The sequence below is a fragment of the Pseudomonas sp. PvP009 genome (genome assembly GCF_017832995.1).
Lineage (GTDB): Bacteria > Pseudomonadota > Gammaproteobacteria > Pseudomonadales > Pseudomonadaceae > Aquipseudomonas > Aquipseudomonas syringae.
The window spans coordinates 4,675,871-4,701,274 of sequence record NZ_JAFIBG010000001.1; the positions used below are offsets into that span (position 1 = coordinate 4,675,871).

28 protein-coding genes are annotated in these 25,404 nt (G+C 59.7%); 16 read left to right on the plus strand and 12 right to left on the minus strand.

The genetic code is table 11. The features are described from left to right. Positions 1 to 86 precede the first annotated feature (86 nt). The 9 genes from JOE29_RS20170 to vapC all read left to right on the plus strand — a co-directional run bounded on the left by JOE29_RS20170 (position 87) and on the right by vapC (position 7,459). Positions 87 to 914 carry an NAD(P)-dependent oxidoreductase gene (locus tag JOE29_RS20170; protein WP_003346007.1) on the plus strand — a complete coding sequence of 276 codons (828 nt, stop codon included), beginning with the start codon at positions 87 to 89 and terminating at the stop codon, positions 912 to 914. 42 nt (positions 915 to 956) lie between these two features. After that, on the plus strand, positions 957 to 1,841 hold the full coding sequence (locus JOE29_RS20175) for an SMP-30/gluconolactonase/LRE family protein (protein WP_210079801.1): 885 nt from the start codon (positions 957 to 959) through the stop codon (positions 1,839 to 1,841). A gap of 57 nt (positions 1,842 to 1,898) precedes the next feature. After that, the gene (locus tag JOE29_RS20180) at positions 1,899 to 2,924 is read left to right on the plus strand and encodes a TRAP transporter substrate-binding protein (protein ID WP_010424887.1); all 1,026 of its coding nucleotides are present in this window, start codon (positions 1,899 to 1,901) and stop codon (positions 2,922 to 2,924) included. A 63-nt stretch (positions 2,925 to 2,987) separates the two neighbouring features. Next, on the plus strand, positions 2,988 to 3,515 hold the full coding sequence (locus JOE29_RS20185) for a TRAP transporter small permease (RefSeq protein WP_210079802.1): 528 nt from the start codon (positions 2,988 to 2,990) through the stop codon (positions 3,513 to 3,515). Next, positions 3,516 to 4,796 carry a TRAP transporter large permease gene (locus JOE29_RS20190; RefSeq protein ID WP_003408543.1) on the plus strand — a complete coding sequence of 427 codons (1,281 nt, stop codon included), beginning with the start codon at positions 3,516 to 3,518 and terminating at the stop codon, positions 4,794 to 4,796. 84 nt (positions 4,797 to 4,880) lie between these two features. Next, positions 4,881 to 5,852 carry an EamA family transporter gene (locus JOE29_RS20195; RefSeq protein WP_210079803.1) on the plus strand — a complete coding sequence of 324 codons (972 nt, stop codon included), beginning with the start codon at positions 4,881 to 4,883 and terminating at the stop codon, positions 5,850 to 5,852. Next, positions 5,827 to 6,708: an aldose 1-epimerase gene (locus tag JOE29_RS20200; RefSeq protein WP_044311980.1), complete on the plus strand. Its 882-nt coding sequence runs from the start codon at positions 5,827 to 5,829 to the stop codon at positions 6,706 to 6,708. Before JOE29_RS20195 ends, JOE29_RS20200 begins: the two co-directional genes overlap by 26 nt. Before the next feature lie 116 nt (positions 6,709 to 6,824). Then, positions 6,825 to 7,055: a type II toxin-antitoxin system VapB family antitoxin gene (vapB, locus tag JOE29_RS20205; RefSeq protein ID WP_003345999.1), complete on the plus strand. Its 231-nt coding sequence runs from the start codon at positions 6,825 to 6,827 to the stop codon at positions 7,053 to 7,055. Beyond that, positions 7,055 to 7,459 (plus strand): tRNA(fMet)-specific endonuclease VapC, encoded by a 405-nt coding sequence (gene vapC, locus JOE29_RS20210; protein ID WP_003345997.1) that lies wholly within the window; start codon positions 7,055 to 7,057, stop codon positions 7,457 to 7,459. Before vapB ends, vapC begins: the two co-directional genes overlap by 1 nt. A gap of 186 nt (positions 7,460 to 7,645) precedes the next feature. Here vapC and JOE29_RS20215 read toward each other — a convergent pair whose 3' ends face one another. Continuing rightward, the gene (locus JOE29_RS20215) at positions 7,646 to 8,221 is read right to left on the minus strand and encodes a hypothetical protein (protein ID WP_024663312.1); all 576 of its coding nucleotides are present in this window, start codon (positions 8,219 to 8,221) and stop codon (positions 7,646 to 7,648) included. Between JOE29_RS20215 and JOE29_RS20220 the strand changes: the two genes are divergently transcribed. From JOE29_RS20220 to JOE29_RS20230, 3 genes are all read left to right on the plus strand, one after another. Next, positions 8,220 to 8,408 carry a hypothetical protein gene (locus tag JOE29_RS20220; RefSeq protein WP_024663313.1) on the plus strand — a complete coding sequence of 63 codons (189 nt, stop codon included), beginning with the start codon at positions 8,220 to 8,222 and terminating at the stop codon, positions 8,406 to 8,408. The genes JOE29_RS20215 and JOE29_RS20220 overlap by 2 nt on opposite strands. A 235-nt stretch (positions 8,409 to 8,643) precedes the next feature. Continuing rightward, positions 8,644 to 9,156, plus strand: coding sequence for a sigma-70 family RNA polymerase sigma factor (locus tag JOE29_RS20225; RefSeq protein WP_003345995.1), 513 nt, complete (start codon positions 8,644 to 8,646; stop codon positions 9,154 to 9,156). Continuing rightward, a complete protein-coding gene (locus tag JOE29_RS20230; protein WP_003408532.1) occupies positions 9,156 to 9,818 on the plus strand; it encodes a ChrR family anti-sigma-E factor in 663 nt (220 codons plus the stop codon). Before JOE29_RS20225 ends, JOE29_RS20230 begins: the two co-directional genes overlap by 1 nt. 22 nt (positions 9,819 to 9,840) lie before the next feature. Here the strand turns inward: JOE29_RS20230 and JOE29_RS20235 are convergent, their stop codons facing one another. From JOE29_RS20235 to JOE29_RS20245, 3 genes are all read right to left on the minus strand, one after another. Continuing rightward, complete coding sequence (locus JOE29_RS20235; RefSeq protein WP_058445621.1) at positions 9,841 to 11,097, minus strand: 3-phosphoshikimate 1-carboxyvinyltransferase; 1,257 nt, start codon at positions 11,095 to 11,097, stop codon at positions 9,841 to 9,843. A 96-nt stretch (positions 11,098 to 11,193) separates the two neighbouring features. Beyond that, on the minus strand, positions 11,194 to 11,676 hold the full coding sequence (locus JOE29_RS20240; RefSeq protein ID WP_003345989.1) for a PAS domain-containing protein: 483 nt from the start codon (positions 11,674 to 11,676) through the stop codon (positions 11,194 to 11,196). Positions 11,677 to 11,679: 3 nt separating this feature from the next. Next, positions 11,680 to 12,684 (minus strand): response regulator, encoded by a 1,005-nt coding sequence (locus JOE29_RS20245; protein WP_004419200.1) that lies wholly within the window; start codon positions 12,682 to 12,684, stop codon positions 11,680 to 11,682. Positions 12,685 to 12,949: 265 nt separating this feature from the next. On the opposite strand from JOE29_RS20245, the gene JOE29_RS20250 reads away from it, so the two are divergent. Together JOE29_RS20250 and JOE29_RS20255 are read left to right on the plus strand one after the other, a co-directional pair. After that, the gene (locus JOE29_RS20250) at positions 12,950 to 13,399 is read left to right on the plus strand and encodes a DUF2384 domain-containing protein (RefSeq protein WP_003345986.1); all 450 of its coding nucleotides are present in this window, start codon (positions 12,950 to 12,952) and stop codon (positions 13,397 to 13,399) included. Beyond that, a complete protein-coding gene (locus JOE29_RS20255; RefSeq protein ID WP_003414958.1) occupies positions 13,396 to 13,857 on the plus strand; it encodes an RES family NAD+ phosphorylase in 462 nt (153 codons plus the stop codon). The genes JOE29_RS20250 and JOE29_RS20255 overlap by 4 nt, the downstream gene beginning before the upstream one ends. Positions 13,858 to 14,190: 333 nt before the next feature. Here JOE29_RS20255 and JOE29_RS20260 read toward each other — a convergent pair whose 3' ends face one another. From JOE29_RS20260 to JOE29_RS20290, 7 genes are all read right to left on the minus strand, one after another. Then, positions 14,191 to 15,402, minus strand: coding sequence for an MltA domain-containing protein (locus JOE29_RS20260; RefSeq protein ID WP_004419207.1), 1,212 nt, complete (start codon positions 15,400 to 15,402; stop codon positions 14,191 to 14,193). A gap of 250 nt (positions 15,403 to 15,652) precedes the next feature. Continuing rightward, on the minus strand, positions 15,653 to 16,138 hold the full coding sequence (locus JOE29_RS20265) for a GNAT family N-acetyltransferase (RefSeq protein WP_104652942.1): 486 nt from the start codon (positions 16,136 to 16,138) through the stop codon (positions 15,653 to 15,655). A 54-nt stretch (positions 16,139 to 16,192) separates the two neighbouring features. Then, entirely contained in the window at positions 16,193 to 17,434 is a 1,242-nt protein-coding gene (locus JOE29_RS20270) for a phospholipase D-like domain-containing protein (protein WP_024649230.1), read from the minus strand. Positions 17,435 to 17,497: 63 nt separating this feature from the next. Further along, entirely contained in the window at positions 17,498 to 18,148 is a 651-nt protein-coding gene (locus JOE29_RS20275) for a MotA/TolQ/ExbB proton channel family protein (protein WP_024649231.1), read from the minus strand. Between the two features lie 25 nt (positions 18,149 to 18,173). Then, the gene (locus tag JOE29_RS20280) at positions 18,174 to 20,456 is read right to left on the minus strand and encodes a TonB-dependent receptor (RefSeq protein ID WP_016567204.1); all 2,283 of its coding nucleotides are present in this window, start codon (positions 20,454 to 20,456) and stop codon (positions 18,174 to 18,176) included. A 20-nt stretch (positions 20,457 to 20,476) separates the two neighbouring features. After that, on the minus strand, positions 20,477 to 21,241 hold the full coding sequence (locus JOE29_RS20285) for an energy transducer TonB (protein WP_044311985.1): 765 nt from the start codon (positions 21,239 to 21,241) through the stop codon (positions 20,477 to 20,479). Positions 21,242 to 21,243: 2 nt separating this feature from the next. Beyond that, positions 21,244 to 21,651: a biopolymer transporter ExbD gene (locus JOE29_RS20290; protein ID WP_003345964.1), complete on the minus strand. Its 408-nt coding sequence runs from the start codon at positions 21,649 to 21,651 to the stop codon at positions 21,244 to 21,246. A 201-nt stretch (positions 21,652 to 21,852) separates the two neighbouring features. Between JOE29_RS20290 and JOE29_RS20295 the strand changes: the two genes are divergently transcribed. After that, positions 21,853 to 22,416, plus strand: coding sequence for a GNAT family protein (locus tag JOE29_RS20295; protein ID WP_058445615.1), 564 nt, complete (start codon positions 21,853 to 21,855; stop codon positions 22,414 to 22,416). Further along, the gene (locus JOE29_RS20300; protein ID WP_210079804.1) at positions 22,413 to 23,984 is read left to right on the plus strand and encodes an alkaline phosphatase D family protein; all 1,572 of its coding nucleotides are present in this window, start codon (positions 22,413 to 22,415) and stop codon (positions 23,982 to 23,984) included. The genes JOE29_RS20295 and JOE29_RS20300 overlap by 4 nt, the downstream gene beginning before the upstream one ends. Before the next feature lie 85 nt (positions 23,985 to 24,069). On the opposite strand, the gene JOE29_RS20305 is transcribed toward JOE29_RS20300, so the two are convergent. Beyond that, on the minus strand, positions 24,070 to 25,383 hold the full coding sequence (locus tag JOE29_RS20305) for a PAS domain-containing methyl-accepting chemotaxis protein (RefSeq protein ID WP_003429063.1): 1,314 nt from the start codon (positions 25,381 to 25,383) through the stop codon (positions 24,070 to 24,072). Between the last annotated feature and the right edge of the window lie 21 nt (positions 25,384 to 25,404).

The following is a 25,404-nucleotide window of genomic DNA, read 5'->3' on the forward strand; positions in this document are numbered from 1 at the left end:
CGCGTTGACAATCAGCGTATGCGGTGCCGATAATCCGGCAAGTCATACGACAACAGATGACAAAAATAACAATCGGGACTTCTCTCATGGCATCGGCTCATACCACTCAAACTCCCTTCAATCGCCTCCTGCTGACCGGCGCGGCAGGTGGCCTGGGCAAGGTATTGCGCGAAACACTGCGCCCTTACACCAACGTGCTGCGGCTTTCCGACATTGCCGAAATGGCGCCCGCTGTCGACGACCGTGAAGAAGTTCAGGTCTGCGACCTGGCCGACAAGGATGCCGTACACCAGTTGGTAGAAGGCGTCGACGCGATCGTGCATTTCGGCGGTGTATCGGTCGAGCGACCGTTCGAGGAGATCCTCGGCGCCAATATCTGCGGCGTGTTCCACATCTACGAAGCCGCCCGCCGGCACGGCGTGAAACGCGTGATCTTCGCCAGCTCCAACCACGTGATCGGTTTCTATAAGCAGACCGAGACCATCGACGCGCACTCCCCTCGCCGCCCGGACAGCTACTACGGTCTGTCCAAGTCCTACGGCGAAGACATGGCCAGCTTCTACTTCGATCGCTACGGCATCGAAACCGTGAGCATCCGCATTGGCTCGTCGTTTGCCGAACCGCAAAACCGCCGAATGATGAGCACCTGGCTGAGCTTTGCTGACCTGACCCAGTTGATCGAGCGCTCGCTGTACACGCCAGACGTGGGCCATACCGTGGTCTACGGCGTCTCGGACAACAAGACCGTCTGGTGGGACAACCGCCTGGCCAGCAAACTGGACTACACCCCGAAAGACAGCTCGGAAGTTTTTCGCGAGAAGGTCGAAGCACAGCCTCTGCCGGCAGCCGATGACCCGGCAATGCTGTACCAGGGCGGAGCCTTTGTGGCGTCAGGACCGTTCGGCGACCAATAAGCAGCGCTTTCCTCTCGCAGCACTCTGGAGACACGAACCGTCATGGATGCCGAACTGATTGTCGATGCACAGAACGCCACCGGCGAAAGCCCGGTCTGGAGCGTGCGTGATCAAGCGTTGTACTGGGTGGATATTCCAAAGGGCGAGTTGCATCGCTGGGATTTCAAGCAGAACAGCACACGCAGTTGGAAAGCGCCGCAAATGCTTGCCTGTATCGCCGCCGATAGCCGGGGCGGCTGGGTGGCGGGGATGGAGAACGGAATCTTTCATTTGCAGCCCTGCGAAGACGGCAGCCTGATCAGCACGCTTCTGGCCAGCGTCGAACACGCGCAGGCTGGCATGCGCTTCAACGATGGCCGCTGCGACCGACAGGGTCGTTTCTGGGCGGGCACCATGTTCATGGACATGGCCGCCGGTGCGAGGGTGGGTGCGTTATATCGCTACAGTGCCGGCCAGATGACACTGGACGCACAGCTCAAGGACTTCATCGTCCCCAACGGCCTGGCGTTCAGCCCCGACGGCAAGATCATGTACCTGTCCGACTCGCACCCCAGCGTGCAGCAGATCTGGGCGTTCGATTACGACACTGACAGCGGCACGCCGCGCAATCGCCGCCTGTTCGTCGACATGAACCAACACCTGGGTCGTCCCGACGGCGCGGCGATCGACACCGATGGCTGCTACTGGATCTGTGGCAACGACGAAGGCCTGGTTCATCGCTTCACCCCCGCCGGCAAACTCGACCACTCTCTGGTCGTGCCGGTGAAAAAGCCAGCCATGTGCGCCTTTGGCGGCCCTAACCTGGACACCCTGTTCGTGACGTCCATTCGCCCGGGTGGCGATATTGGCGATCAGCCACTGGCCGGTGGCGTGTTCGCCCTGCGACCTGGCGTCCAGGGCCTGGAGGAACCCACATTTCAAGGCTGACAGCGCCCTACCGAAAATCCCGTAGCTCGACCAAAAATAACAAAATCGGAGATATCCATGGATTTCAAACGCACGCTTCTCATCGCAGCTCTTCCGCTGGCCTTCTGTGTGTCAGGCATGGCCCACGCTGACATCAAAATCAAATTCGCCGAGGTTCATCCCGCTGGCTATGCGCCGGTCGTGGCAGAACAGAACATGGGCAAAAAACTCGAAGATCAATCCAAAGGCGAGATCAGTTTCAAGATGTACGCGGGCGGTGTGCTTGGCTCCGAGAAGGAAGTCGTTGAGCAGGTGCAGAGCGGCGCCGTGCAGATGACCCGCGTCAGCCTCGGCATCGTCGGCCCGGTAGTGCCGGACGTCAACGTCTTCAACCTGCCGTTCGTGTTCCGTGATCAGGCGCACATGCGCACCATCATCGATGGCGAGATCGGTCAGGAAATCCTCGACAAGATCACCAACTCCGAATTCAACATGGTCGCCCTGGCCTGGATGGATGGCGGCACCCGAAACCTGTACACCAAGAAGCCGGTACGCCAGATTTCCGACCTCAAAGGCATGAAAATCCGCGTTCAGGGCAACCCGGTGTTCATCGAAACCATCAACGACATGGGTGGCAACGGCATCGCCATGGCCACCGGCGAGATCTTCAGCGCCCTGCAGACCGGCGTCATTGACGGTGCGGAAAACAACCCGCCGACGTATTTCCAGCACAACCACTACCAGAACGCCAAGTTCTTCACCATGACCGAACACCTGATTCTGCCCGAGCCCATCGTGATGTCGAAAACCACGTGGCAAAAGCTCAATCCCGAGCAGCAGGCGCTGGTGAAAAAGCTGGCGCGTGAAGCGCAGATGGAAGAACGCGTGCTCTGGGACAAGTCGTCGGCCGAAGCCGAGACCAAGCTCAAGGCTGCTGGCGTGGAGTTCATCACGCTGACGCCTGAGCAGAAGAAAGCCTTCTACGACGCGACCCAGCCGGTACGCGACAAATTCGGCGCGCCTTACAAGGATCTGATCAGCCGCATCGAAGCGGTCCAGACCAATCCTGCACTGGCGGCGAGCACCCCCCAAGCGGCCCAATAAGCCTGTCCCGATCAAGCAGCGGGAACGAGCACCAACTCGTTCGCCGCCGCAGTGGTGAGCCTTATGAAAAATACGCTATTGCGCATCAACGATACGCTTTACCGGGTCTGCATCGGCATTGCCGGCCTGTCGGTGTTGATCATGACCCTGATCATCCCCTGGGGCATCTTTGCCCGCTACATACTCGGCAGCGGCTCCAGCTGGCCTGAACCCACCGCCATCCTGCTGATGGTGGTGTTTACCTTCTTCGGCGCAGCGGCCAGTTACCGTGCCGGTGCGCACATGGCCGTGTCGATGGCCGTGGACCGCATGCCTCAGCAGGTGCGCAGATTCGCCAGTGTGGTGGTGCAGATTCTGATGGCGATCGTCGCCCTGTTCATGATCTTCAAGGGCTTCAAGCTGTGCGCCACCACCTGGAATCAATTCGTCGGCGAACTGCCGTTTCTGCGTGTCGGGATCTCTTATCTGCCGATTCCCCTCGGCGGCCTCGTAACCCTGGTCTTCGTCCTGGAAAGGTTATTGCTGGGTGACCAGAGTCATCGCGCGGTCATGCGTTTCGACGTCATTGAAGAAAGCGAAGGTGCCGCATAAATGGACGCTTTTATACTGTTGGGCAGCTTTATCGCGTTGATCCTGATCGGCATGCCGGTGGCCTACGCGCTGGGCCTTTCAGCCCTGATCGGTGCCTGGTGGATCGACATCCCGGCCGATGCGCTGATGATCCAGATTGCGGGTGGCGTGAACAAATTCTCGCTGTTGGCGATTCCATTCTTCGTGCTGGCCGGAGCGATCATGGCCGAAGGCGGCATGTCGCGACGCCTGGTCGCCTTTGCCGCGGTGCTAGTGGGCTTCGTGCGTGGCGGCCTGTCGCTGGTCAATATCGTGGCTTCGACCTTCTTCGGCGCGATTTCGGGTTCTTCGGTGGCCGACACGGCCTCGGTGGGCTCGGTGCTGATCCCGGAAATGGAACGCAACGGCTACCCGCGGGACTTCTCGACGGCAGTGACCGTCAGCGGCTCGGTGCAGGCGCTGCTGACGCCGCCCAGCCATAACTCGGTGCTTTATTCGCTGGCGGCAGGCGGCACGGTGTCGATCGCGTCGCTGTTCATGGCCGGCATCCTCCCGGGCCTGCTGCTCAGCGCAGTGATGATGGGCCTGTGCATGATCTTCGCGCGCAAGCGCAATTACCCCAAGGGTGAAGTGATCCCGCTGCGCCAGGCACTGAAAATTGCCGGTGAAGCGCTTTGGGGCATGATGGCCATGGTCATCATTCTCGGCGGCATTCTGTCGGGGATTTTCACGGCCACCGAGTCGGCAGCCATTGCCGTGCTCTGGTCGTTCTTCGTCACCATGTTCATCTACCGCGATTACAAATGGCGCGACCTGCCCAAACTGATGCACCGGGCGGCACGCACCATTTCCATCGTGATGATCCTGATCGGTTTTGCCGCCAGCTTCGGTTACATCCTGACGCTGATGGAGATCCCGATGAAGATCACCACCGCGTTCCTGACCCTGTCGGACAACCGCTACGTGATCCTGATGTGCATCAACGTGATGTTGCTGCTGCTCGGCACGGTCATGGACATGGCGCCGCTGATTCTGATCCTGACCCCGATTCTGTTGCCGGTCATCGTTGGCGTCGGTATCGATCCGGTGCACTTTGGCATGATCATGCTGGTCAATCTGGGGATCGGGCTGATTACCCCGCCAGTGGGCGCGGTGCTGTTTGTCGGTGCCGCGGTGGGTAAAGTCACCATCGAAGCCACAGTAAAAGCACTGGTGCCGTTCTATGTCGCGCTGTTCCTGGTGCTGATGCTGGTGACCTACATTCCTGCCATCTCGTTGTGGCTGCCGAGCGTCGTGCTCTGACGTCTCCCGTTGCAAAGCTGCCGGAGCGCTTGAAAGCGCTCCGGCATGCACCTCTGTTATCCAGCCAAGGAGGCTGGTTTGCGTATGTCCGCCCCTACCCTGTTTCCGCGCCACATCGCCGTGCTGATCCTCGCGCTGCTGGCCTGTTCGTTTGCCGGCAACCACATTGCGGCACGCATTGCCTTCGATCATGACACCGGCCTGCTGCTGGCTATTCTCTGTCGCTCCGGTGTGACCTTGCTGGTGCTGGCCAGTCTGGTGCTCTGGCAGCGTGAAAGGCTCAGTCTGCCCGCCAGCACCTGGCGCTGGCAGCTGCTTCTGGGGTTGCTGATCGCCACTCAGAGCTTTTGCATCTACTCGGCGGTGGCGCGTATTCCGGTGGCTCTGGCCTTGCTGGTGGTCAATGTCTCGCCGATCCTGCTGGCGTTACTGACCTGGGTACTGGGCGGTGCCCGGCCGACGCGGCGCGCCGCAGGCCTGATGGGCCTGATTCTGTTTGGCCTGACGCTGGCGCTGGACGTGCCGCAGCGCCTGTCGAACTCCGGCAGCAGCGAGCCGCAATGGCTGGAAGGTGTCGCCTACGCATCGACTGCTGCGGTGGTGTTCGCCTTTGCGCTGTGGATTACCGATAACAAACTGGCGGGCATGCGCGGCAGCGTACGCAGCATGCTGACCATGGCCGTGGTGTTCGTCGTCGCGGCCATCGCCGGCAGCAGCGGCGTGCTGCGCGGTGGCGTGGGTCTGCCGACGAGTTCTGTCGGCTGGACCGCACTGGCCAGTCTGGTGGTTTTGTATGGTCTGGGTTTCTCGCTGCTGTTCATCTGCATGGCACGGCTGGACATCGCCCGCAACGCGCCAGTGATGAACATAGAGCCGGTAGCGAGCCTGCTGTTTGGCTGGCTGATTCTCGATCAATTGCTCAGCAGCGGTCAGGTGGTCGGCGGGCTGATCGTCGTCAGCGGCATCGTGCTGCTGACCTGGCGGCGCGCCCAGTCGCCTGACTCTCAATCATCCAAAAAGGCTTTGAAGCATGTCCACGAACGTACTGACCCTTGAAGATGGCCTGACCCGCCTGACACTGGCCCCCGACATCGGCGGCAGTATCGTCAACTGGACCGTCCTGGCCAGCGGGCAACCGCTGCTGCGCGCCAGCGACGAACAGGCTCTGGCGGCCGGGACGCCCCGTCGGCTGGCCTGCTACCCGCTGGCGCCGTGGTCGAACCGGATCGGCAACGGCGGTTTCGAGACACCAGACGGCTGGCTGGCCCTGGAGCCAAACAGCGCCAACGACCCGCTGCCGATCCATGGCAGCGCCTGGCAGCAGGCATGGACCGTCATCGAACAGAGCGCAGAGCAGGTCTGCCTGCAACTCGACAGCCAGACGCCGTTCGCCTACCGCGCACAGCTGCGCTACACCCTGCGCGAGGGCACGCTGAGCATCAAACTGACCACCACTCATCAGGACAGCCGCGCCGTCTGGCACGGGCTGGGCCTGCACCCGTACTTGCCGCGCACCGCCCACACTCGTTTGCAGGCCAAGGCTGCGCAGGTCTGGCTGTGCGACGAAGCCGGTTTGCCCCGCGCCTTGCAGGACCTGCCCGCCGAGTGGGACTTCCGTCACGGCAACGCTTTGCCCGACACACGTCTGGACAACGGTTTCACCGGCTGGGATGGCCAGAGCATCATCAGCCAGCCGGATCTGGGCTACGAATTGCACTGCCAGGCCACCGGCAGCGAATACTTTCTGGTGTTTTGCCCGCCGGGGCTGGATTTCTTTTGCTTCGAGCCGGTCAGCCACCCGGTCAACGCGCATCATTTGCCAGGACGGCCGGGGTTGAAGCTGTTGCGGCAGAGGGAATCAGTGACGCTGGAGTTCAGTCTTCGTTACAAAGACCTGAGGCGGGGGTCATGAATAAGTGTCCTGTTGACTCATTTCAAGCTACAGAACAGGCCGGGATATCCCGTTGACATATCCCCAAAAAAACATATTCTTATTCATCTGATACATCAGCCAAGGATGAAGCACTCATGGAACAATCCACAGTCTTCAAAAGCAATCGAAGCCAGGCTGTCCGACTGCCAAAAGCGGTCGCCTTGCCAGACGACGTGAAACGTGTCGATGTCGTAGCCGTGGGCAGAACCCGCATTATTTCCCCCGCCGGTGAAATGTGGAACAGCTGGTTCGATGGTGAAAGTGTCAGTGATGATTTCATGGCAGAGCGTGAACAACCAGCCGAACAGCAGCGCGAATCGCTCTGATGCTCAAGTACATGCTTGACACCAATATTTGCATTTTCACTATAAAGAACAAGCCAACTTCGGTGCGTGAAGCCTTCAACCTCCATCATGGACAGCTATGTATCAGCGCGATCACGTTGATGGAGCTTGTCTACGGCGCAGAAAAGTCTTTGAGCCCCGAAAGAAACCTTGCCGTTGTAGAGGGTTTCACAGCGCGTCTTGAAGTGCTCCCTTACGACAGCGACGCTGCGGCTCATACCGGCATGATCAGAGCCGAACTGGCTAGATCGGGCACACCGATCGGCCCGTACGATCAAATGATTGCAGGACACGCCCGCTCTCTAGGCCTGGTGGTGATCACTAATAATCAGCGTGAATTCCGACGCGTCGAGGGGCTGAGGGTAGAAGACTGGGTAAGCCAATGACCTCAACACGATAACTGCAACGCCTCTTATGTTTTGAGCCCGTCAGCCACCCGGTGAACGCCCATCACCTGTCGAGGCATCCGGGATTGAGCCTTTTTAAGGCATGGGGGGTAGATGAGGTTGGGGGTCGGCCTGCAAGACAAGAGTTTGTAGCAGGCCTCATGCGTGCGAGCCTGGCGTCTGTCATTACGGGGTAATGACCAGCGTTGAAAGGCCGCTGACACCTGTGACACCGGTCGTAGTGCCGCAGCTGTTATTCAACGCGGCCTGAAAATTAACAAGCTCAAATGTACTCAACGCAGTGGCGTCCTTGAAACGGCCATCTGTAATTGTCCCGACACCCAGAACGGCTGTAATCAGACCGTTCACAGTATTGAAACTCGTATTGAACGTGTAAGTGCTGGTCACCCCATCGCTCCAGGTGATGATCCATACCACATTGGACGTTTGCAGCAGTAAAGACTGACAGGATAAAGGGGCCTGAAAACTTTGTATGGACGAAGCGCTGACTACCAGGGGAAATGAAGGTAAAACACACGGTCCCCAATTGCTTGTCGTCACCACGTCGGTAGTCTTGGCGGTATTGGTCACTCCTGGCGACCAAGTTGCGGTGTGAGTTCCTACCGGACAAGTCGCCAGGTTTGCAACCTCAGCCTGTGATCGCTCTGGCGCGAAAAAAAGCCCCGTGCAAACGATGACCAATAACAACAGGCTGGCGAGTCGGACCTGCGAGAACGAAGCGTGCGTGACATGAGTATCCATGATTGTCTCCCTGACGTTGATGGTCTCCAAAAGTCAGATTAAGCAAAAAGCATTTTTCACTCTACTGTCAGAAATGACAGCTAATGGTCGTAAGGCCCGTTCTCCTGGGCTGATCGTTGCCACCCACAACCTGCGAGAATTTCAGCGCACTGATGGTCTTCGTCTGGATGACCGAGCAACTCGCTAAACACACCTTCCAAGTCCAAGGATTCTTGCACCTGAACGGATGCGCCGCTCGTCACATCCTATGATCCACCCCCCACCCCGTTACGTAACACCTCTGCATAGCGAACCAAACCCACACAATGGTGATCAGAAGGTGGATCATGCGCATAACTGCCAGTCTCAGGACCTTCTGTCACTTGTCCCCCTCTCACAGCGAATCGACAATCACCCGACTTTGGATCGATGAAGTCACCGCCGTGGCCCGCCAGAGGGACCGCGACAGCTTCATGCGCATTTACGATCACTTCGCTCCGCGCCTGTTGCGCTACCTCACCGGGCTGAATGTGCCAGAAGGTCAGGCCGAAGAGTTGGTGCAGGAGGTGCTGCTCAAACTGTGGCACAAGGCCGATTCGTTCGACCCGGCCAAGGCCAGCCTGGGGACATGGTTGTTTCGCATCGCACGCAACCTGTACATCGACAGTGTGCGCAAGGACCGTGGCTGGGTGCAGGTGCAGAACTCACTGGAACAACTCGAGCGTCTGGAGGCCCCGGTAGATCGAACACTCGATTACAGCCAGCGCCAGGAGCAACAACTCAACATCGCCATCCAGAACCTGCCCGCCGATCAGGCCCGAGTGTTGCGAATGTCGTATTTCGAAGCGCTCAGCCACCGGGAGATTTCCGAACGCCTGGGTATGCCGCTCGGCACGGTGAAGTCCTGCCTGCGCCTGGCGTTTCAAAAATTGCGCTCGCGGATAGAGGAATCATGATGGGTCCACAACATCATCCGGACGACGCCACGCTGGTCAGTTATGCCGCAGGGGCGCTGTCGCAGGTCATCTCGTTAGTCACTGCCGCGCATCTGGAGCGCTGCGCCGAGTGCCGGGCGCGGCTCAGGCAGGCCGAGGCAATTGGCGGTGTGTTGATGCAGCAGCACACCAGCAGTGTGGTGCCGCTCAAGGGCAGATCGGCCATGCTGGCGCGGCTTGACGAGCAGCAAGCGGGGCTTGTGCCTGCCCTGCACTCGATGCCGGCGGCCAATCAGGACCCGGACCTGATGCCGGTCTGCATGCAGGCGCATTTTGGTCGACACCTGAGTACGTTGAAGTGGAAGACCCTGATCCCCGGCGTACAACGAGTACGCGCCGAAGGCATCGAACAGGGCAACCTGATGCTGCTGAAGATCGCCCCCGGCGTGAGCATGCCGGTCCACAGCCACGAAAGCGGCGAGATGACCATGGTCCTCAAGGGTGCGTATTACGACGTACAGGGAGAGTTCGGACTCAACGATGTGGCCGATCTGGACAGCCATATCCATCACCAGCCCATCGCCTACCCTGACCGGGAATGCATTTGCGTGCTGGCCACTGAATCGAAGCTGCGTTTTCAGGGACTGCTGGCGCGGATGATGCAGCCGTTTTTCGGGATTTGAAAAACGGCTGCTGCACCTGCGGTCAGCGCTGAACGGTTACGCCCAATGAGGCCAGCGCATCCCAGTAGCCCGGGTAGGTCTTGCCGACGCAATCAGGGTCGAGAATGCGGATGCCGGCGATCTTCAGGCCCGCCAGCGCAAAGCACATGGCGATACGATGGTCGGAGTGGGTGTCGATCAAGGCATCGACCGTAGTGCCTGCCAGCGCCGGGTTGGCGTTGACGATCAGATCGTCACCCTCTTCGACCGCCAGGCCGGGTGCGATGGCGCACAGGCCGTGGGACAGTGCCGAGATGCGGTCACACTCCTTGACCCGCAGGTTGGCGATGCCGACAAAGCGCACCGGTTGACGATTGAAGGCGGCCAGTACGGCCAGCGTCGGAATCGCGTCCTGCATCTGCGAACCGTCGATCACGGCCGGCATGTTCGGGAAGCTGGCGATGATCTGGCTGGCCAGCGCATCGGGCTGAGTGAACGCGTCGCTGGCCACGCCCAGATCGATAGCGCCCTCGGTCAGGGCCTGCGCAGCCCACAGGTAAGTGGCCGCCGAGGCATCCGGCTCGATGTGGAAATCCGTAGCGCGATAACCGCTAGCCGAGACTTTCCAGGCGGCGTCGCCGATGGCCTGAACCTCGGCACCGAACGCCTGCATGGCCGCCAGCGTGAGGTCGAGGTAGCCACGCGCGCCGATCTCGCTGCCTGTCAATACAACTTCCACAGGCCCCTTGCCACAGGCGCCGGCCATCAGCAGTGCCGACACGTACTGGCTGGACAGGTTGCCGTCGATTTCGATACGACCGGCCTCAAGACCGCCCTTGCCCTTGATCGCCACCGGCGGGCAACCGCTGGGTGCGCTGACCTCCACGCCCATACGCTGCAAGGCATCGACCAGCGGCCCGATCGGGCGCTTGCGCATGTATTCGTCGCCATCGACCACGAAGTCGCCTTCGAAGTTGGCCAGTGCCGCGGTCAGAAAGCGTGTCGCAGTCCCGGCATTGCCGAGGAACAGCGCCTGCTGCGGCGCCTGCCAGTGCCCGCTGCTGGTGACCACGAAGGTGCTGTCATCCGGCTCGTCGACCTGCACGCCCATCAGACGCAAGGCTTCGGACATCACGCGCGTGTCGTCACTCTTCAGCGCGCCGGTCAGGCGGCTGGTGCCTTTGGCCAGCCCGGCCAGCAACAATGCGCGGTTGGTGATCGACTTGGAGCCCGGCGGGCTGACACGCCCGACCAGCGGGCGCTCGACAGGCAAAACAGTGAGGGTGGCTTGAGGTCGCATGATGTCCCTGAGCGTCAGCGGAAAAATCGCGATCCTAGCACGAGCGGGATCAAGCCCGCAGTGCCGGTTTCATTCATCGCCAAGCCCGGGCGCGGGTCAGCTTTTCGCTGAGCCCGACAGTTGCTGCAGCTTGTCGTTGGCCGCCAGCAACTGATTGCGGTTGGCCGCCACGTCGGTGACGTCATAGATCACCAGACACACATGGCTGATCGCCCCGGTGGTCGAACGCAGCGGGAACAGTGTGGTGTTCTGATACATGAACTCCTCCTGCCCGGTAATCGGCTGATAATTCTTGAAACGCACCAGATACGGCCGCTGCTCCCAGATGGTGAACGCCGGCGTGCCGAGGGTCACGACATTGTCGATTTTCTTGCTGAACCACTTCGCGTTGACCTCCGGAAAAATCTCGAAAAAGGTCTTGTCGACTGCCACGTAGGGCACCACGCCGGAGCGGTTTTCCATGAAGGTATTCCAGACCGTCACGCGGTAGTTCAGGTCCAGCACCACGATGCCTACGTCAATGTTCTGCGTGACGGCCAGCAACCAATGAAGCTCGTTGATTTCAATAGCGTTGCTCATGGGTCAGCTCATCATGTAGGCGAGTTTTTTGGTAAGCAGCTCGACCGAATCTTCGGTGAACAGCATCAGCAGATCGAAATGCAGATTGTGGCCTTCCACGCTGTAACTGATTTCGACCGCCAGGGTCTTTTTCCAGCGCTGTTGATTGATGCGGATAAGCTCGTCGATGCCGCCCTGCGCACCCAGCAACTGTGGATGGCCCTGCGAAAAGGCAATGTCGATCTGTTCGGCAATGCCGCTCAGGCAGGCGCCGATCAGGATCGTGGACAGGTCGAGCAGCATCTCCATGTCGGAACTGTCGGAGTGATCACCGCCCATCAGCTGCGAGATTCCGGAGATTTCCGAGTCGTGGAAAATCAGCAACGCCTCACCTGCAATACCGCCACCGATGTAGCCCTGACACACCGCAGTCAGGCGCTGATCGCTGTGCGCATCGGCCAGCGCCATGTGCAGCTCGCCAACTTCAAGCATGTTGACGTTGGGCACCGGCAACTGCACGAACACACCCAGTACCTTGGCCAGCAACGCTGCTGCACGGCCCATGGCGACGTTGACGGTTTCGCGGAAGGCATCCTGAAAGCTGATCACCCCGCCCTTGTTGTTAAGAGCCGGCAGTGCAACCGGTGACGCCGCAGGCTTGCCCAGCAGGCCAAGGCGCTCCAGTGTGCTTTTCAGTTCGTCCGGGTCGGCAGGTTTTTTCAGAAACGCCAGCGCGCCCAGCTCCATGACCCGACGCACGGCTTCGTCCTGCACGTCGCCCGACACCACAATCACCTTGGCGTCGAGGTTTTCGGCACGAATCGCCGTCAGCGTCTGGTAACCGTCCATCACCGGCATGGTCAGGTCGAGCAGGACCACCTGGCCCTGACCTTTACGAATCGCTTCCAGGCCTTCCTGCCCTTGGGTGGCCAGCGTGACCGAGACATCCCAGTCTTCAGGTAGCGCGCGCAACAGCTGCTTTCGCGCCATGTTCGAGTCATCGCATATCAATAGCGCAAGCGTGGACATCGTGTGGTTCTCACTGCAGGAAAATCAGGCTGACCACGGCGGACAGCACGTATACGTTTAGCGGCACCATCGGAAGCGACTGGCATCGAGCCTATAACGCGAGATCAGTAACATTCAAACTAAACCTATAGCCTAAGTCGGTGATTTTTGGAGTTTCTGTAGTTTTATTCGCTGTCCGTTGCTGTAAATCACTGTCGCGACGTCGGAAACGTGCCTATTATCAAGTGATAGATTTAATAGTAATCACTCGATAGGCAGGTGTGCCATGTCTTTGCCCATAAGCGACTACCATCCGGCCGTGCCCCGGCAGGACGATTTCTGGCAACACCTGGGAATCCCTGCACGAGGTGCGCGGCTGTACTCGGCGCTGCATGACGGCTTGCCCTATGAAGTCTTCGAACGTCTGGCGCATTACACCGACCTGAACCGCTCGACCCTGGCCGAACATCTGGGCATCGCTCCGGCGACCTTGCAGCGACGCCTCAAGGTACGCCGCTTCAATGCCGAGGAAAGCGATCGGCTGTTCCGCCTGGCGGCGGTGTACAAGGCGACGCTGGACCTGTTCGAAAACGACGCCGAAGCGACTCGTCTGTGGCTGGCCAACCCGGTCTATGGGCTGGGCAATCGCAGGCCGCTGGAAATGCTCGCGACCTCGGCCGAGGCTCAGGCAGTGCTTGACCTGATCGGCCGCCTGGAGCACGGGGTCGTGGCGTGATAGCGGTCTATCGACTGGTCAAGCGCAAATGGCTGGCGCAGGCCTTCGACGGTGAAGGCGCCAAGCTCTACGGCGGACGCTGGAACAGCAAGGGCAACGCCTGCGTGTACTGCGCGGGCAGCGAGTCACTGGCCCTGCTGGAAGTGCTGGTGCACCTGAACAACGCCACTGTGGCTCAGCACTACACGATGCTTGAACTGCAGATTGCCGAGGAGCACGTCCTCAATGCACGCCCGGACACCCTGCCCCGGGACTGGCGCGAAGAGCCCGCGCCACCGGCAACCGCCTCGTTCGGCGACGACTGGCTGGCCTCCGCTCAAAGCCTGGCACTGGCGGTGCCCAGCGTGATCATCCCACGCGAGTCCAACTACCTGCTCAACGTCCAGCACCCGGAGTTCAGAGCCGTTGTGGCAACGGCGAAAGAGCTGGATTTTGTGGTTGATCCGCGTTTGAAGTGAGTTGGCTAAAGGTCAGTCCACTGCCTGCCCCACGTGTTATCACTCATTCAGATCAGCTTGAAAGACAGCCTCAAAGTCCTGTCCACCGTAGAAAATACCCAGGATTTTTACCTGCGCGGCATCCACAGCAAAGGCTATTACGGCACGCTTGCGATAATGAGTAATACGAAGCCCCGGACGTATATCCAACCTATGGCTCTGGCGGCGCTGTTGGCAGCACTCTCGCCCCATTGCATTTGGCTATTCCAGGCGTATTTGGAAGGAAAACGGGGGCATGAAGAAGATAGCTACCTATCCATTGAGCAGGACGGTAGCTATCGAGGTGAAGGGATTTCAGTGACTAGCGGCAGCCGAGGTTGTTGCAGGAACTGTTTCTGCGGACTGAGGCAACGGCATGCCCTTGGGCCATAACAGCCAGATATTACCTTTCTGCTTCATGTCGCCAGCCAGCTTGCCCGCCTCGTCGCCGGTCCCCCAGAACAGGTCGGCGCGTACTTCACCGGCGATCGCACCGCCCGTGTCCTGGGCAGCGACCGGACGCACCACGCTGCTGCCATCCGGCCGCGTGGTGGAGAGCCAGAGCAGACTGCCCAGCGGAATCACCTTGCGATCAATGGCCACGCTATAGCCTGGGGTCAGCGGCACATTCAGCGAGCCGCGCGGACCTTCGTTGCTGTCGGGGTTACGGGCAAAAAACACGTAGCTGGGATTGCTCGCCAGCAGCTCACTGATCCGCTCCGGATGCGCCTTGGCCCAGGCCGCGATGCTGCCCATGGTCACATCTTCCTTCTTCAACTGCCCCTGCTCTACCAGCCAGCGACCAATCGCGCGATACGGACGACCGTTCTGATCGGCATAGCCAAGACGCAGCTGCGAGCCATCCTCCAGACTCACGCGCCCCGAGCCCTGAATCTGCAGGAACTGCAGATCCATCGGGTCAGTCAGCCAGGCAATCACCGGCGCGTTCAAGCCTTGCGCGCTGATCGTCGCAGCGTCGTCGTAAGGCTTGAGCACCCGCCCCTCAAGCCGACCGCGCAGACGCTTGCCTTTGAGCTCGGGGTAAATGCTGTCCAGATTGACCACGATCAGATCGTCCGGAATGCCATACACCGGCACATTAGCCGTGGCGGTCTGCGTCAGGCTGCCCGGATAAACAGGCTCGTAGTAGCCGGTGATCAAACCATCGGCACTGCCCCCGTCGGCGCGCAGGCTGTAGACCTGCAACTGCTCCTGCAAAAAGGTGCGGATCTGCGCAGCATCCGGCGCAGCCGCAAGACTCGCAGCCGCCGCACACGTTGGCCCCCACACCGCATCAGATTTCAAACGCACACACGCACTGCGCCAAGAGGCAAAACCGGCCTGCAAATCCGCGTCGGACACCGCAGGCAGCGCGTCCCAGCCAGCCTGGCTATACGTGGTGTGCGGCGGCGCAGGCGGCGTCACCGGCTTGTCGGACTTATCGGACTTGTCACACGCGGTCAGCAACGCAGCCAGTGGCAAAACCAGCGCCAGACCCCGCAACCATGGCTTGAAAGAGAGCATCATCAGTAGCACCAATCCGTTTACAGCCCGCAGCAGGCTGGTGGGTGAAAGGCGTCATTGTGGCTGAAGCGGGCAGAGGGGCCTAGGGTTTGTCTGAAAAGTCGACCTGGATGATGTGGAGACGCGGCGTAAGAGAAAGATGGAGTCGAGCAAGTCAGCGCTCATGAGTGGTACGCGTTGGGCCGGTGCTGCACGGCCCCGACTTCGTACCTGATAACAACCAGGCTGCATTCCGAGGGTCTTTTGAAATACGTCAGTAGACTGCTGCCATGCTGAAAGCGTCTATGTACTCGCCATCTCGATAGGCGAATTTCCTGTGCGTGCCCTCTATGACAAAGCCATTCTTTTCGTACAGTGCGATAGCAGGCTTGTTATCAACGAAAACAGTAAGCTCCAGGCGCTTTAAATTCATCCATCGAGAGGCAGTGGCGGTGAGCTCGTTCAATAACAAGTCACCAATACCCTGGCGATGATGACTGTCTGCAACCCCCATCCAGAAATCAGCTACATGCTGCCTGCGCCCCTGAAAACGATAGAGCATGGCGCAGCCGACAACCATGCCATCGCACTCGGCAACGAGGGACAGCCCAGAAGCACTTCGACTTTCGACAAGCTTTTTTACGTCGTTGGTTGACTGGTGCGGCATACGAAGCGTCCACCAACGGAATACCGGCTGTTCAAACATATCAGCCAGCGAAGACCAGTCACTGTCTGCCATGGCACGGACGATCAAGCTCATTTCAGCCCCCTCACTAACGCTGCCCTGCCCTTTCGGCTGCCCATCTGTTTACTGTCAAGGCTTACCCGGATGCGGTTCCGGGTAGTCGCGATTGATGTCGATGGGCTTGGCGTACGGCCCATCCCAAAGCTGCTCGTGCAGTTGGCCGATGCGTTTGGCCATCGAGCCGTTGTGCATCACCACTTCAAGATTGCGCGAGTTGTCGAGGTAGCCGCCCAGCCAGTTGCTAGTGCCTACCCAGGCAACCTGATCATCAATATCCATGGTCTTGCTGTGGATCACGCGTGCATAGGGGATAAAACCCTGAGCCGCCATCGGCAATGTGACGATGCGCACCTGCACGTTGGGCACCAGGGCCAGACTCTTGAGGTAGGCGACTTCGGGCATACCGGTGTTCCAGTCGGACACCATGAGTTTGATCGACACGCCGCGGGCGGCTGCGCTGCGCAGGGCATTATCGATGACCGCATAGTAAGGCCGGGTTTTGTCGGGCCCGTAGGACAGGGGCGCGTAGTCCAGCAACTGGACACGAACCTCGCTTTTGGCTTGCGCCAGCAAACGGGGCAGTTCGGTCTGGGAGTCGACGACCCCCGGCGGGTTATAACGCTGCGGACTGGCGATCAGGTAATTGCCGTTGGGCAAAGTGCTATCGACGGGGCGCGGTACAGGAACCGGTTTGCCCTCGGTAATGGCGGCCTGGGCAAGCCAGTCCTGATCGAATATGGCCTGCGTCTGGCGTACGACGGTCGGCTCGTCAATGCGCAGGCCGGTTTCATGGATATGCTCCAGCGAGCGCCAATCGAAGTTCTGACTGCCGATGAACGCCTGTCGGCCATCCACGACCAGGAATTTGGCGTGAATGATGCCGCTGCCCGTGAGCTTTGCGTAGGGCAGTACGCGTAAGGTGAGGTTGGGGATGGCGCGCAGTCGCTCAAGGGTCTGCGGGTCGGAAAGTTTCAGGCCTTTTTCTTCCAGCAGAAACCGGATTTTCACTCCGCGCTGCCCGGCTGCCGTCAGGCTTTCAAGCACCTTGTCCATGACCGAGCCTGCGTGGTCGGCGACATAGAACTGTTCGATGTCGATACGCTGGCGAGCCCCGTCAAACAGCTCGCGCCAGACCTCGCCGGGCGCTCGCAGGTCAGGCGTCTGCAGGTCAGACCCGACCGGCACGGTGTGTACCAGTTCGAAACCCGGGATGGCGAAGTCTGCTTGCGCGCACGAACTGCCCAGCAGTAACGCTGCGATCACGGCGCGGTAGCTCAGGGACAGTCGACGATACGAAGGGTAAAAGGGCATTGCGAGCCTCATCGCCAGACACAGACAAGATGGCGCATGCCAGAGCACGCGCCGTTAAGTGGATCAGGCCGTCCGGTATTTCGGTTGGGCCGACGCAACCGGATGCTCGGCTTCGTCATGCACACGTGCTCCGCTGGAAGCGCGGATCAGCAGGATCTTGAGTTGGTCGTTGATACGTTCCAGGCTGTCCTGAAAGTAGTTGTGAAAGACCACGCAGAACAAGGCGATGGCAATACCCAGCCCAGTCGCGAACAGCGCTGTACCGATACCGGCGGAAATCTGCCCGGGGTCGGACACCCCGGCACTGGCCAGGGCCTTGAAGGTGTCGATGATGCCCAGAATCGTCCCCAACAAGCCCAACAGTGGCGCAGCGGTGGTGATGGTTTCGATCAGCCAGAGGCTGCGGGCCAGCGGTGCGCGAGTGCTCAGGTACTGGGTTTCGATGACGTCATCCAGATCCCTGCGCGATCCCTGCGCATTTTTTTGCGCAAGCACCGGCAGGACCATTTCCAGTGGCAGGCTGGTCCGCCGTGTCAGCGTCTCCGGCAGATCCTTTTCACTGTGTACCGAGGCACCGAGTGCCGTTTGCAGCGCCCGTGACTGGCGACGCACGTAGGCAAAGTAGATGCCTCGTTCGATCGCGACAAAGATCGCTATCGCGATGGCGGCGTACATCACATAGAACGTGATGTCGTGGAGCTGATTCATGTCCATGGCAAGGACCTCTGGTCAATGAAGATTAGAAATTGGCTTCAAGAGAAACGGTGACCGTACGCTCGACCCCGACGATGTAGGCCGGGTCGCCATCGCGGAAACCGCTGTAAGTGCCCGCGTTGGTTTTGGTGGTGTACACGCCGTCCAAGTATTCCTTGTCGAACAGGTTGTCGACGTTCAGACGCAAGGTGGCGTCCTTGACGATTTTCTTGTCCACCGGAAGGTAGATCCCTGCGCCCAGATTGAAGATGGTGCGCCCCGGAATGCTTTCGTCGTTGGTCAGGTCGCCATACAGCTTGCTGGTGAGCTTGGCGCCAAAGGTCCCGTAATAACTGCCGTCGTCGTAGCCGATGTTGGCGGCCAGCATGTTTTTCGGCACGTTGGTAAATTGCTTGCCACTGGTGGGCAACTCGATGGCGGCGCCGTTATTGAAGACGGTCAGGTCATCTTTCTGTTTGGCGCGGGTGTAGGTGTACGAGGTGTAGTAATTGAAATGGTGCGGCAGCAGGCCACTCCATTCCAGTTCCAGACCGCTGTTGTCGACTGCACCGGCGTTGATGTCGGCAAAGTCGCCATTGACGTCTTTTGATGACACCTGACGGTCTTTGAACTGCAGGTAGAACAGCGTGGCCGCCAGCGTCATGTCCTGTTCGGTGTAGCGCCAGCCCAGTTCGTGGTTCCAGCTGGTTTCCGGCTTGCTGTCGATGGAGCCGGTGCCCGGGTCATACAGAACGTAGTTCTGCGGCACGCGCATGTTGCGTGACAGGCTGTAGAACAACTGGTCGCGCTCATCCAGCTGGTATTTGAGGCCGACGTTCGGCAACAGCTTGTTGTAGGTCTGGTCGCGTTTTTCCGGCCGCTCGGTCAGGCTGCCGTGGTTGGTGCCTTCGCGTTCGACGTTCATGAAGGCCAGGCCGCCGACCAGTGTCCAGTCCGGGGCGAAATACCAGGTGTCCTGAGCCCAGACTTTTTGTGCAGGCGTCACGGTATAGCGGTCACGGCCCTGGATCTCATTGCCGTTGGCATCGACCATGTAGTCCGAATCAGGCTGGATGCTTTCAGGCTTGCCATTGCTCTTCAGGCGGATGAAGGGCTGAGTCTGCGACTGACGCGCGCGTTCATACCAGTAGCCGACCTGTACGCTGTGCTCGTCGTTGACGTCCCAGTTCAACTTGGTGGTGATCCCCGGACGCCAGGTCTGGGTGCGCGAAGGACGGTAATACACGCCAGTGGTCGATGACCCGTCTGCGTTATAAGCCGCCGCCGTCGGCAGGTTGCTCAGGTCGAATACACCGTTCTGATTCGAACCGCGGTTGAGCGCATAGGAAGAACTGTTCACGCCGCTGCCGTTACCCCAGAAATAATAGGGGACGACGGAAAGAGACAGATTGTCGGCCAGTTTGAATTGGGTATTGAGCACGCCGGTGAATGTCTGGAACGGGTTCTGCGCCAGCTCGTAGTAGCTGGACAATTTACCGTTGCTGCCCAGCGCTGGCGTCGAAGGATAAGGGTCAAACTTGCGCCCGTTCTGCTGGAACTGACTCTTGGTGAGCTGGCTGTAACTGTTGTTGTCCTGTTCGTGGTACTTGAGGATCAGGTTGGCGGTATTGCCCGAGCCCATGTCGAAGAAGCTGTTCCACTCCACCTTGTCGGCACGCACCGCGCCATCGCCGCGCCATTTCTGACCTTCGGTGTGAGACATCGACAGCCAGTTGCTCAGCCCGTTGATTTCTCCGGTGTTGAGTCGCGCGAAGGTCTTGTAAGTGCCGTTGCTGCCCGCCACCTGCTTGACGAATGCGCCGGTTTCCTTAGTGGGCCGGATGGTGACGATACCGATGTTGCCGCCGCTGGAACCGATATGCGGGCCGTCACTTTCCGCAGAGCCTTGCGTCACGAAAATCTGATCGATGTTTTCCGGGTCCCCCAGCAGGTTGGAGTACAGCGCGTAGTTGCCGGAGTCGTTGATCGGCATGCCGTCTACCGACATGCCGACCTGATCGGAGTTGAGTCCGCGCATGGTGAACTTGAAACCGGAAAGACCGGTGGCGTCTTCGCTGGAGATATTCAGGCCCGGTGTGTACTTGAGCTTGTCGATCGCGTTACCTGTCGCGGTCTGCTTGTCGAGCGCCTCCTTGGTCACCGTGGAGCGCGCCTTGATGCTCTCCTCCTGCACCATGTAGCCACCGCCAACCGTCGCCCTGCCTTGCACACCAATGGTGCCGACGTCACTGGCACTCGAGTCGGCCATAACCATGCCGTGACTCATGCCCGCGGCGACCAACGCAAGGTGAATTCTGGAAAACTTCATCACTTTGTTCCTTGTCAGTGCTATTGCACGCTGTAGTTGAAGGTGGCGGTGAAGCGCTGTTCGTTGCGTCCACCAAAGGCTTGCTCGGGAAATGGCTTGACCTGCTTGATGCGTCGCAGGCTGTTGGCGGCTGCGCGGTTGAGCAGCATGCTGGAGGCCTGGGTCTGAATGCCGGAGTCCAGCACTCGCCCCTGGCGGTCGACCAATAACCACACCACAACCTCGCCACTCGGGCGCTCCAGTGAGGCCTGGCGGCCGGTAGGGTATTGTTTGTAACCGTCCAGTTCGCTGCGCAGCCCTTTGAGGTAGCCACCTTCCATACCCTGGGTGTCGACCTTCGGCGCTGCGGGTGGCGCAGGCGGTGACGGCGGCGCAACCGGGGCGCTGGCGATCGGCTTGCTGGGTGCCTGAACCGGCTCGACGGGTTTTGCCACTGCCGGTTTGGGCAAGGGTTTAGGCCTTGGTTCTGGCTTGATCTCCGGCTTGGGTTTTGGCTTGGGAACAGGCTTGGGCCGCGGTGGTGGTGGCGCCGGCTCGGCTTCTTCGCTTTCGACTACAGGCGGCGGAGGTGGCGGCTCGTCAGGTTGTACCGCAGGCGCCTCGGGCTGTACGACGGGCTCGGGCGCAGGCGGCTCGGGCTCGATCAGCGCCAGCTCCACGGCCGACTCGTCGTAGACCGGCTCCATTTTCAGAGGACGGGTCTGCACACCGATCACGATTGCGATGAGCGCCACCAGCGCAGGCAAGCCACCCAGCCACTGACGTACACGAAACAGGAAATACATAGTCAGGATTTGCGCGTGGCGATGGAGACTGACGTGAAACCACCCAGACGCAGGGTGTCCATGATCTCGACCAGACGGGCGACTTCCACGCCCTTGTCACTGTTAACGATGATCGTGGTTTTGCTGTCGGGTTTTTCCAGCGCCTTCAAGGCAGGCACCAGGGCGTCGACCGTGGTCGCCTTGCCATCAAGCTGTAATTCGCCGTTGAGCCCCAGCGTCAGGATCGATTTGTTCTGCGGCTTGAGCTGCTGTGAACTGCTGGCACTCGGCAACTGGGTTTTCATCCCCAACGCCGGAATCACGTTCAGGCTTACCAATACGAAAAAGACCAGCAGGAACATCATCACGTCGATCATGGGGATCAGTTCGATGTGCGCCTTGCGCTTTTTAGGTTCGTCCCACGTTCTCATGCCAGCCTCTCGCTCTCTTCTTAGAGGCCGAGAATCTAGCAACCGAACGTGACCGACCGGCTTGTTTTACAAGACCGATACATGACCGTTACATGGCGGTTACCTGTACATCTCATGGCACTTAAATGATTCTTCAGGCCGTCACGGAAATGCCATAACAACGCGCCAGCGTTTGAGCATTCAACCCGACGGAAAATACGGATGAGTCGCCCGCTGCCCACTATCAGAACCTCGCGTCTGCTGCTCGCCGCGTTGCAGCCTGAACAGGCGCTTACCTTGTCACGCCTGGCCGACGAGCCGACCATTGCGGCCATGACCGCAGCACTGCCCAGCCCCTACACCCTTGAGCATGCGCAGGTATTCATCGCACAGACCCACGACCAATATGCCGCCGGTCAGACGGTGAGCCTCGGGGTTCACATCCAGGCAACCGGAGAGTTGACCGGGATCGTCTCGCTGCGCCTTTCGATGTCGCATCGCAGCGGCCATCTGGGTTACTGGACAGGAAAGGAATACCAAAATCAGGGTTATGCCTGCGAAGCGGCTAAAGGCTTGCTGAAGCATGGCTTCACGGACATGAACCTCAACCGCATCGCCGGCCAGTGCTTCAGCGACAACCCGGCCAGCGCCAGGGTCCTGAAGAAGTGCGGGTTATCGTATGAGGGCTGTACCAGAGAGGCATTTCTGAAAAACGGTGTGTTCAAAAACATGCTGCTGTTCAGCCTGTTGCGCTCGGAATACGCATCGTCAGAGGCCACGTCATGACAGATTTCAACCCCGACCGTCGACGCATCATCACCGGAGTGGCCAGTGCAACATTGCTGTCGATCCTCAGCCCGTTTGCGCGCAGCGCGGGGGTCGATTATCCATTTACGCTCGGCGTGGCATCTGGCGATCCGTTGCCGGACGGCTTCGTGATATGGACACGTCTGGCGCCCAAGGTGATGACGCCCTCGGGCGATGGCGGGCTGAGCAAACCCGTTGAGGTGCGCTGGAAGATCGCCAGCGATGCGGCCATGGCTCACGTAGTCCGCACAGGACAGGCCACCGCCCACCCACGCCTTGCCCATTCGGTGCATGTCGAAGTGAGCGGCTTGCAGCCTGGGCGTCCTTATTGGTATCAGTTCGAGAGCCTGGGGGCGCAAAGCGCTGTCGGGCAGGCCTGCACGGCACCGCTGGACAGCGCCATGGTCTCGGCGCGGTTCGGCTTCGTGTCGTGCTCGCACTGGGAGGCCGGGTACTTCAGCGCCTATCGACACCTGGCGGCGGAGCGCCCGGACCTGGTGTTCTTCCTTGGCGACTACATCTATGAGATGAACGTGTCCGCGGAAAACCCTCGGTTCCCGCGTCACCACGCTACACCTGACCCCATGGACCTGGCGGGCTATCGCAATCGATACGCGCAGTACAAGACCGATCCCGACCTGCAAGCGCTGCATGCCTGTGCGCCGAGCGTCGCCACCTGGGACGACCACGAAGTGCAAAATGACTACGCCGCCCAGTGGTCACAGGACCCCAACGTGCCGGTGGACAGTTTCCTGCGCCGCAGGACCGCCGCTTATCAGGCCTTTTACGAACATATGCCGTTGCGCGCCAGCAGCCTGCCCAAAGGACAGGAAATGCGTATTTACCGCAACCTCGACTATGGGCGTCTGGCACGTTTTCACGTGCTGGACGGTCGACAGTACCGTTCAGAGCAACCCTGCATCCAGGCCAACGGCAGCCGTCGAGGTCATGTCGCGCCCAGCGACTGCCCGGATCTGCGTGACCCGAAACGCACCATGCTCGGTTGGGAACAGGAAGCCTGGCTGGACCGCAGCTTCGCCGAGTCTTCCGGCCAGTGGAATGTCATTGCCCAGGATTTGCTGGTCGCGCCACTGGAACAGCGCGATCTCAAGACCAAGGCGCAGGGCCACTGGACCGACGGCTGGGACGGCTACATGACCACCCGCGAGCGCGTGCTGGCCTCCCTGCAACGCCACCAGACCCGCAACCCGGTGTTCTGGGGTGGCGATATCCATTCGTTCTGGACCACCGACCTGCACGCCGACGCCGGCAATCCGGACTCAGCCATCGTCGCCACCGAATTCGTCGGCACCTCGGTAACCTCCAGCGGACCACCGTTCGACGCCTTCAACAGCATTCTCGGCCTCAACCCACACGTGAAGTTCTTCGACAGCCGTCAACGCGGTTATGTGGCAGTAGACCTTAACGAGCAGCACATGCAGACCCGCTTTCAAGTGGTGTCGGATGTGCTGGACCCTGCGGCGAGCGTGTCGACGCTCAAGGGGTTTGTGGTGGAGGCTGGCAAGGCGGGGGCTGTTGCGGTGTGAGGCCTGAGCATGAGCCATTGAAACGCCTGAAGCTCGCATTGACAGGCTTCAGGCGTTTGCGCCATGCAACAAGGGCACAGCAGGATTACTTCAACTGATTGGCAAACCGCCCCACGGCGCCCACCACCTGTTTGGCCCCCTCCTGAATCTCGACGATCACCGCACCGGCCTCGTTGGCCAGTACCAGTCCCTGTTCCGCCTGGGTGCGGCTGTTGGCCATACCGCGTACCGCCTCATCGGCCAGCGCCTGGTTTTGCTGCACGACGCTGACGATTTCTTCGGTTGCGGCACTTGTGCGGCCTGCCAGTTGGCGGACTTCGTCAGCCACCACGGCAAAGCCCCTGCCCTGTTCACCGGCACGCGCGGCCTCGATGGCAGCGTTGAGCGCCAGCAGGTTGGTTTGCTGGGCAATGCCACCAATGGTCTGCACGATGGAATTGATCAGCAGTGACTGTTTGCCCAACGCTTCAATGCCCGAGGAGGCCGTCTGCATTTCTTCGGAAATCTTGCGCATGGTCTGGACAGTGTTTTGCACCACGTCCGCGCCGCGCTGGGCGCTGACGTCGGTCTGCTGGGAGATTTCAAACGCTACGCTGGCGGCCTGACTGACTTCTTCTTCGCGGGCCACCTGGTCGGTCACCATTGTGGCGAACTTGACCACTTTGTAGAGCCTGCCATGAGCATCGTGGACCGGGTTGTAGGTTGCTTCCAGCCAGACCTCACGCCCGTTGCTATCGATACGCTTGAAGCGTCCGGCCACGAACTCGCCACGGTTGAGCATCGCCCAGAATTCCCGGTACGACGCTTGAGAGGTTTCTGCCGGATCACAGAACATACTGTGATGCTTACCCTTGATCTGCGCCAGGCTGTAACCCATGCCGCGCAGGAACTGATCGTTGGCAGTCAGTACCTGGCCGCTCAGGTTGAACTCGATCACGGCGGTGGAGCGCAACAATGCCTGAATAAACGCAGAGTTCTCGGCAGCCGTTTCGACGATCTGGGTGATGTCCGATCCGTAGCATTGCAACGTCATCAGCCTGCCCTGCTCATCCAGCACCGGCTGCCAGAGGGCGCGAATCCAAACCAGTCGGCCATCGGCATGCAGAAAACGGTACCTGTCGATGACCGACTCACCCTTCTGCACCGCCACTTTGAGACTGCGATAGCAATCAAGCTGTTTGACGTAAGTGGGCACCAAGTGGTCCAGGTCCTTACCCAGCAATTGCTCGAGCGAGTAGCCAAGCGTATTGAGAAAGTTCTCGTTGGCGTGGACGATGTGGTGGTTGGCGTCCAGAGTCAGACAGACCATTTGCGCATCCATCCCTTTCTGCATCTGCCGGTACATGGATAACTCGGCCTTTTGTGCCTGTAATTCCTTTTTCAAGCGAGCGTTGAACATGACGGCACCCATAGTGAGGTT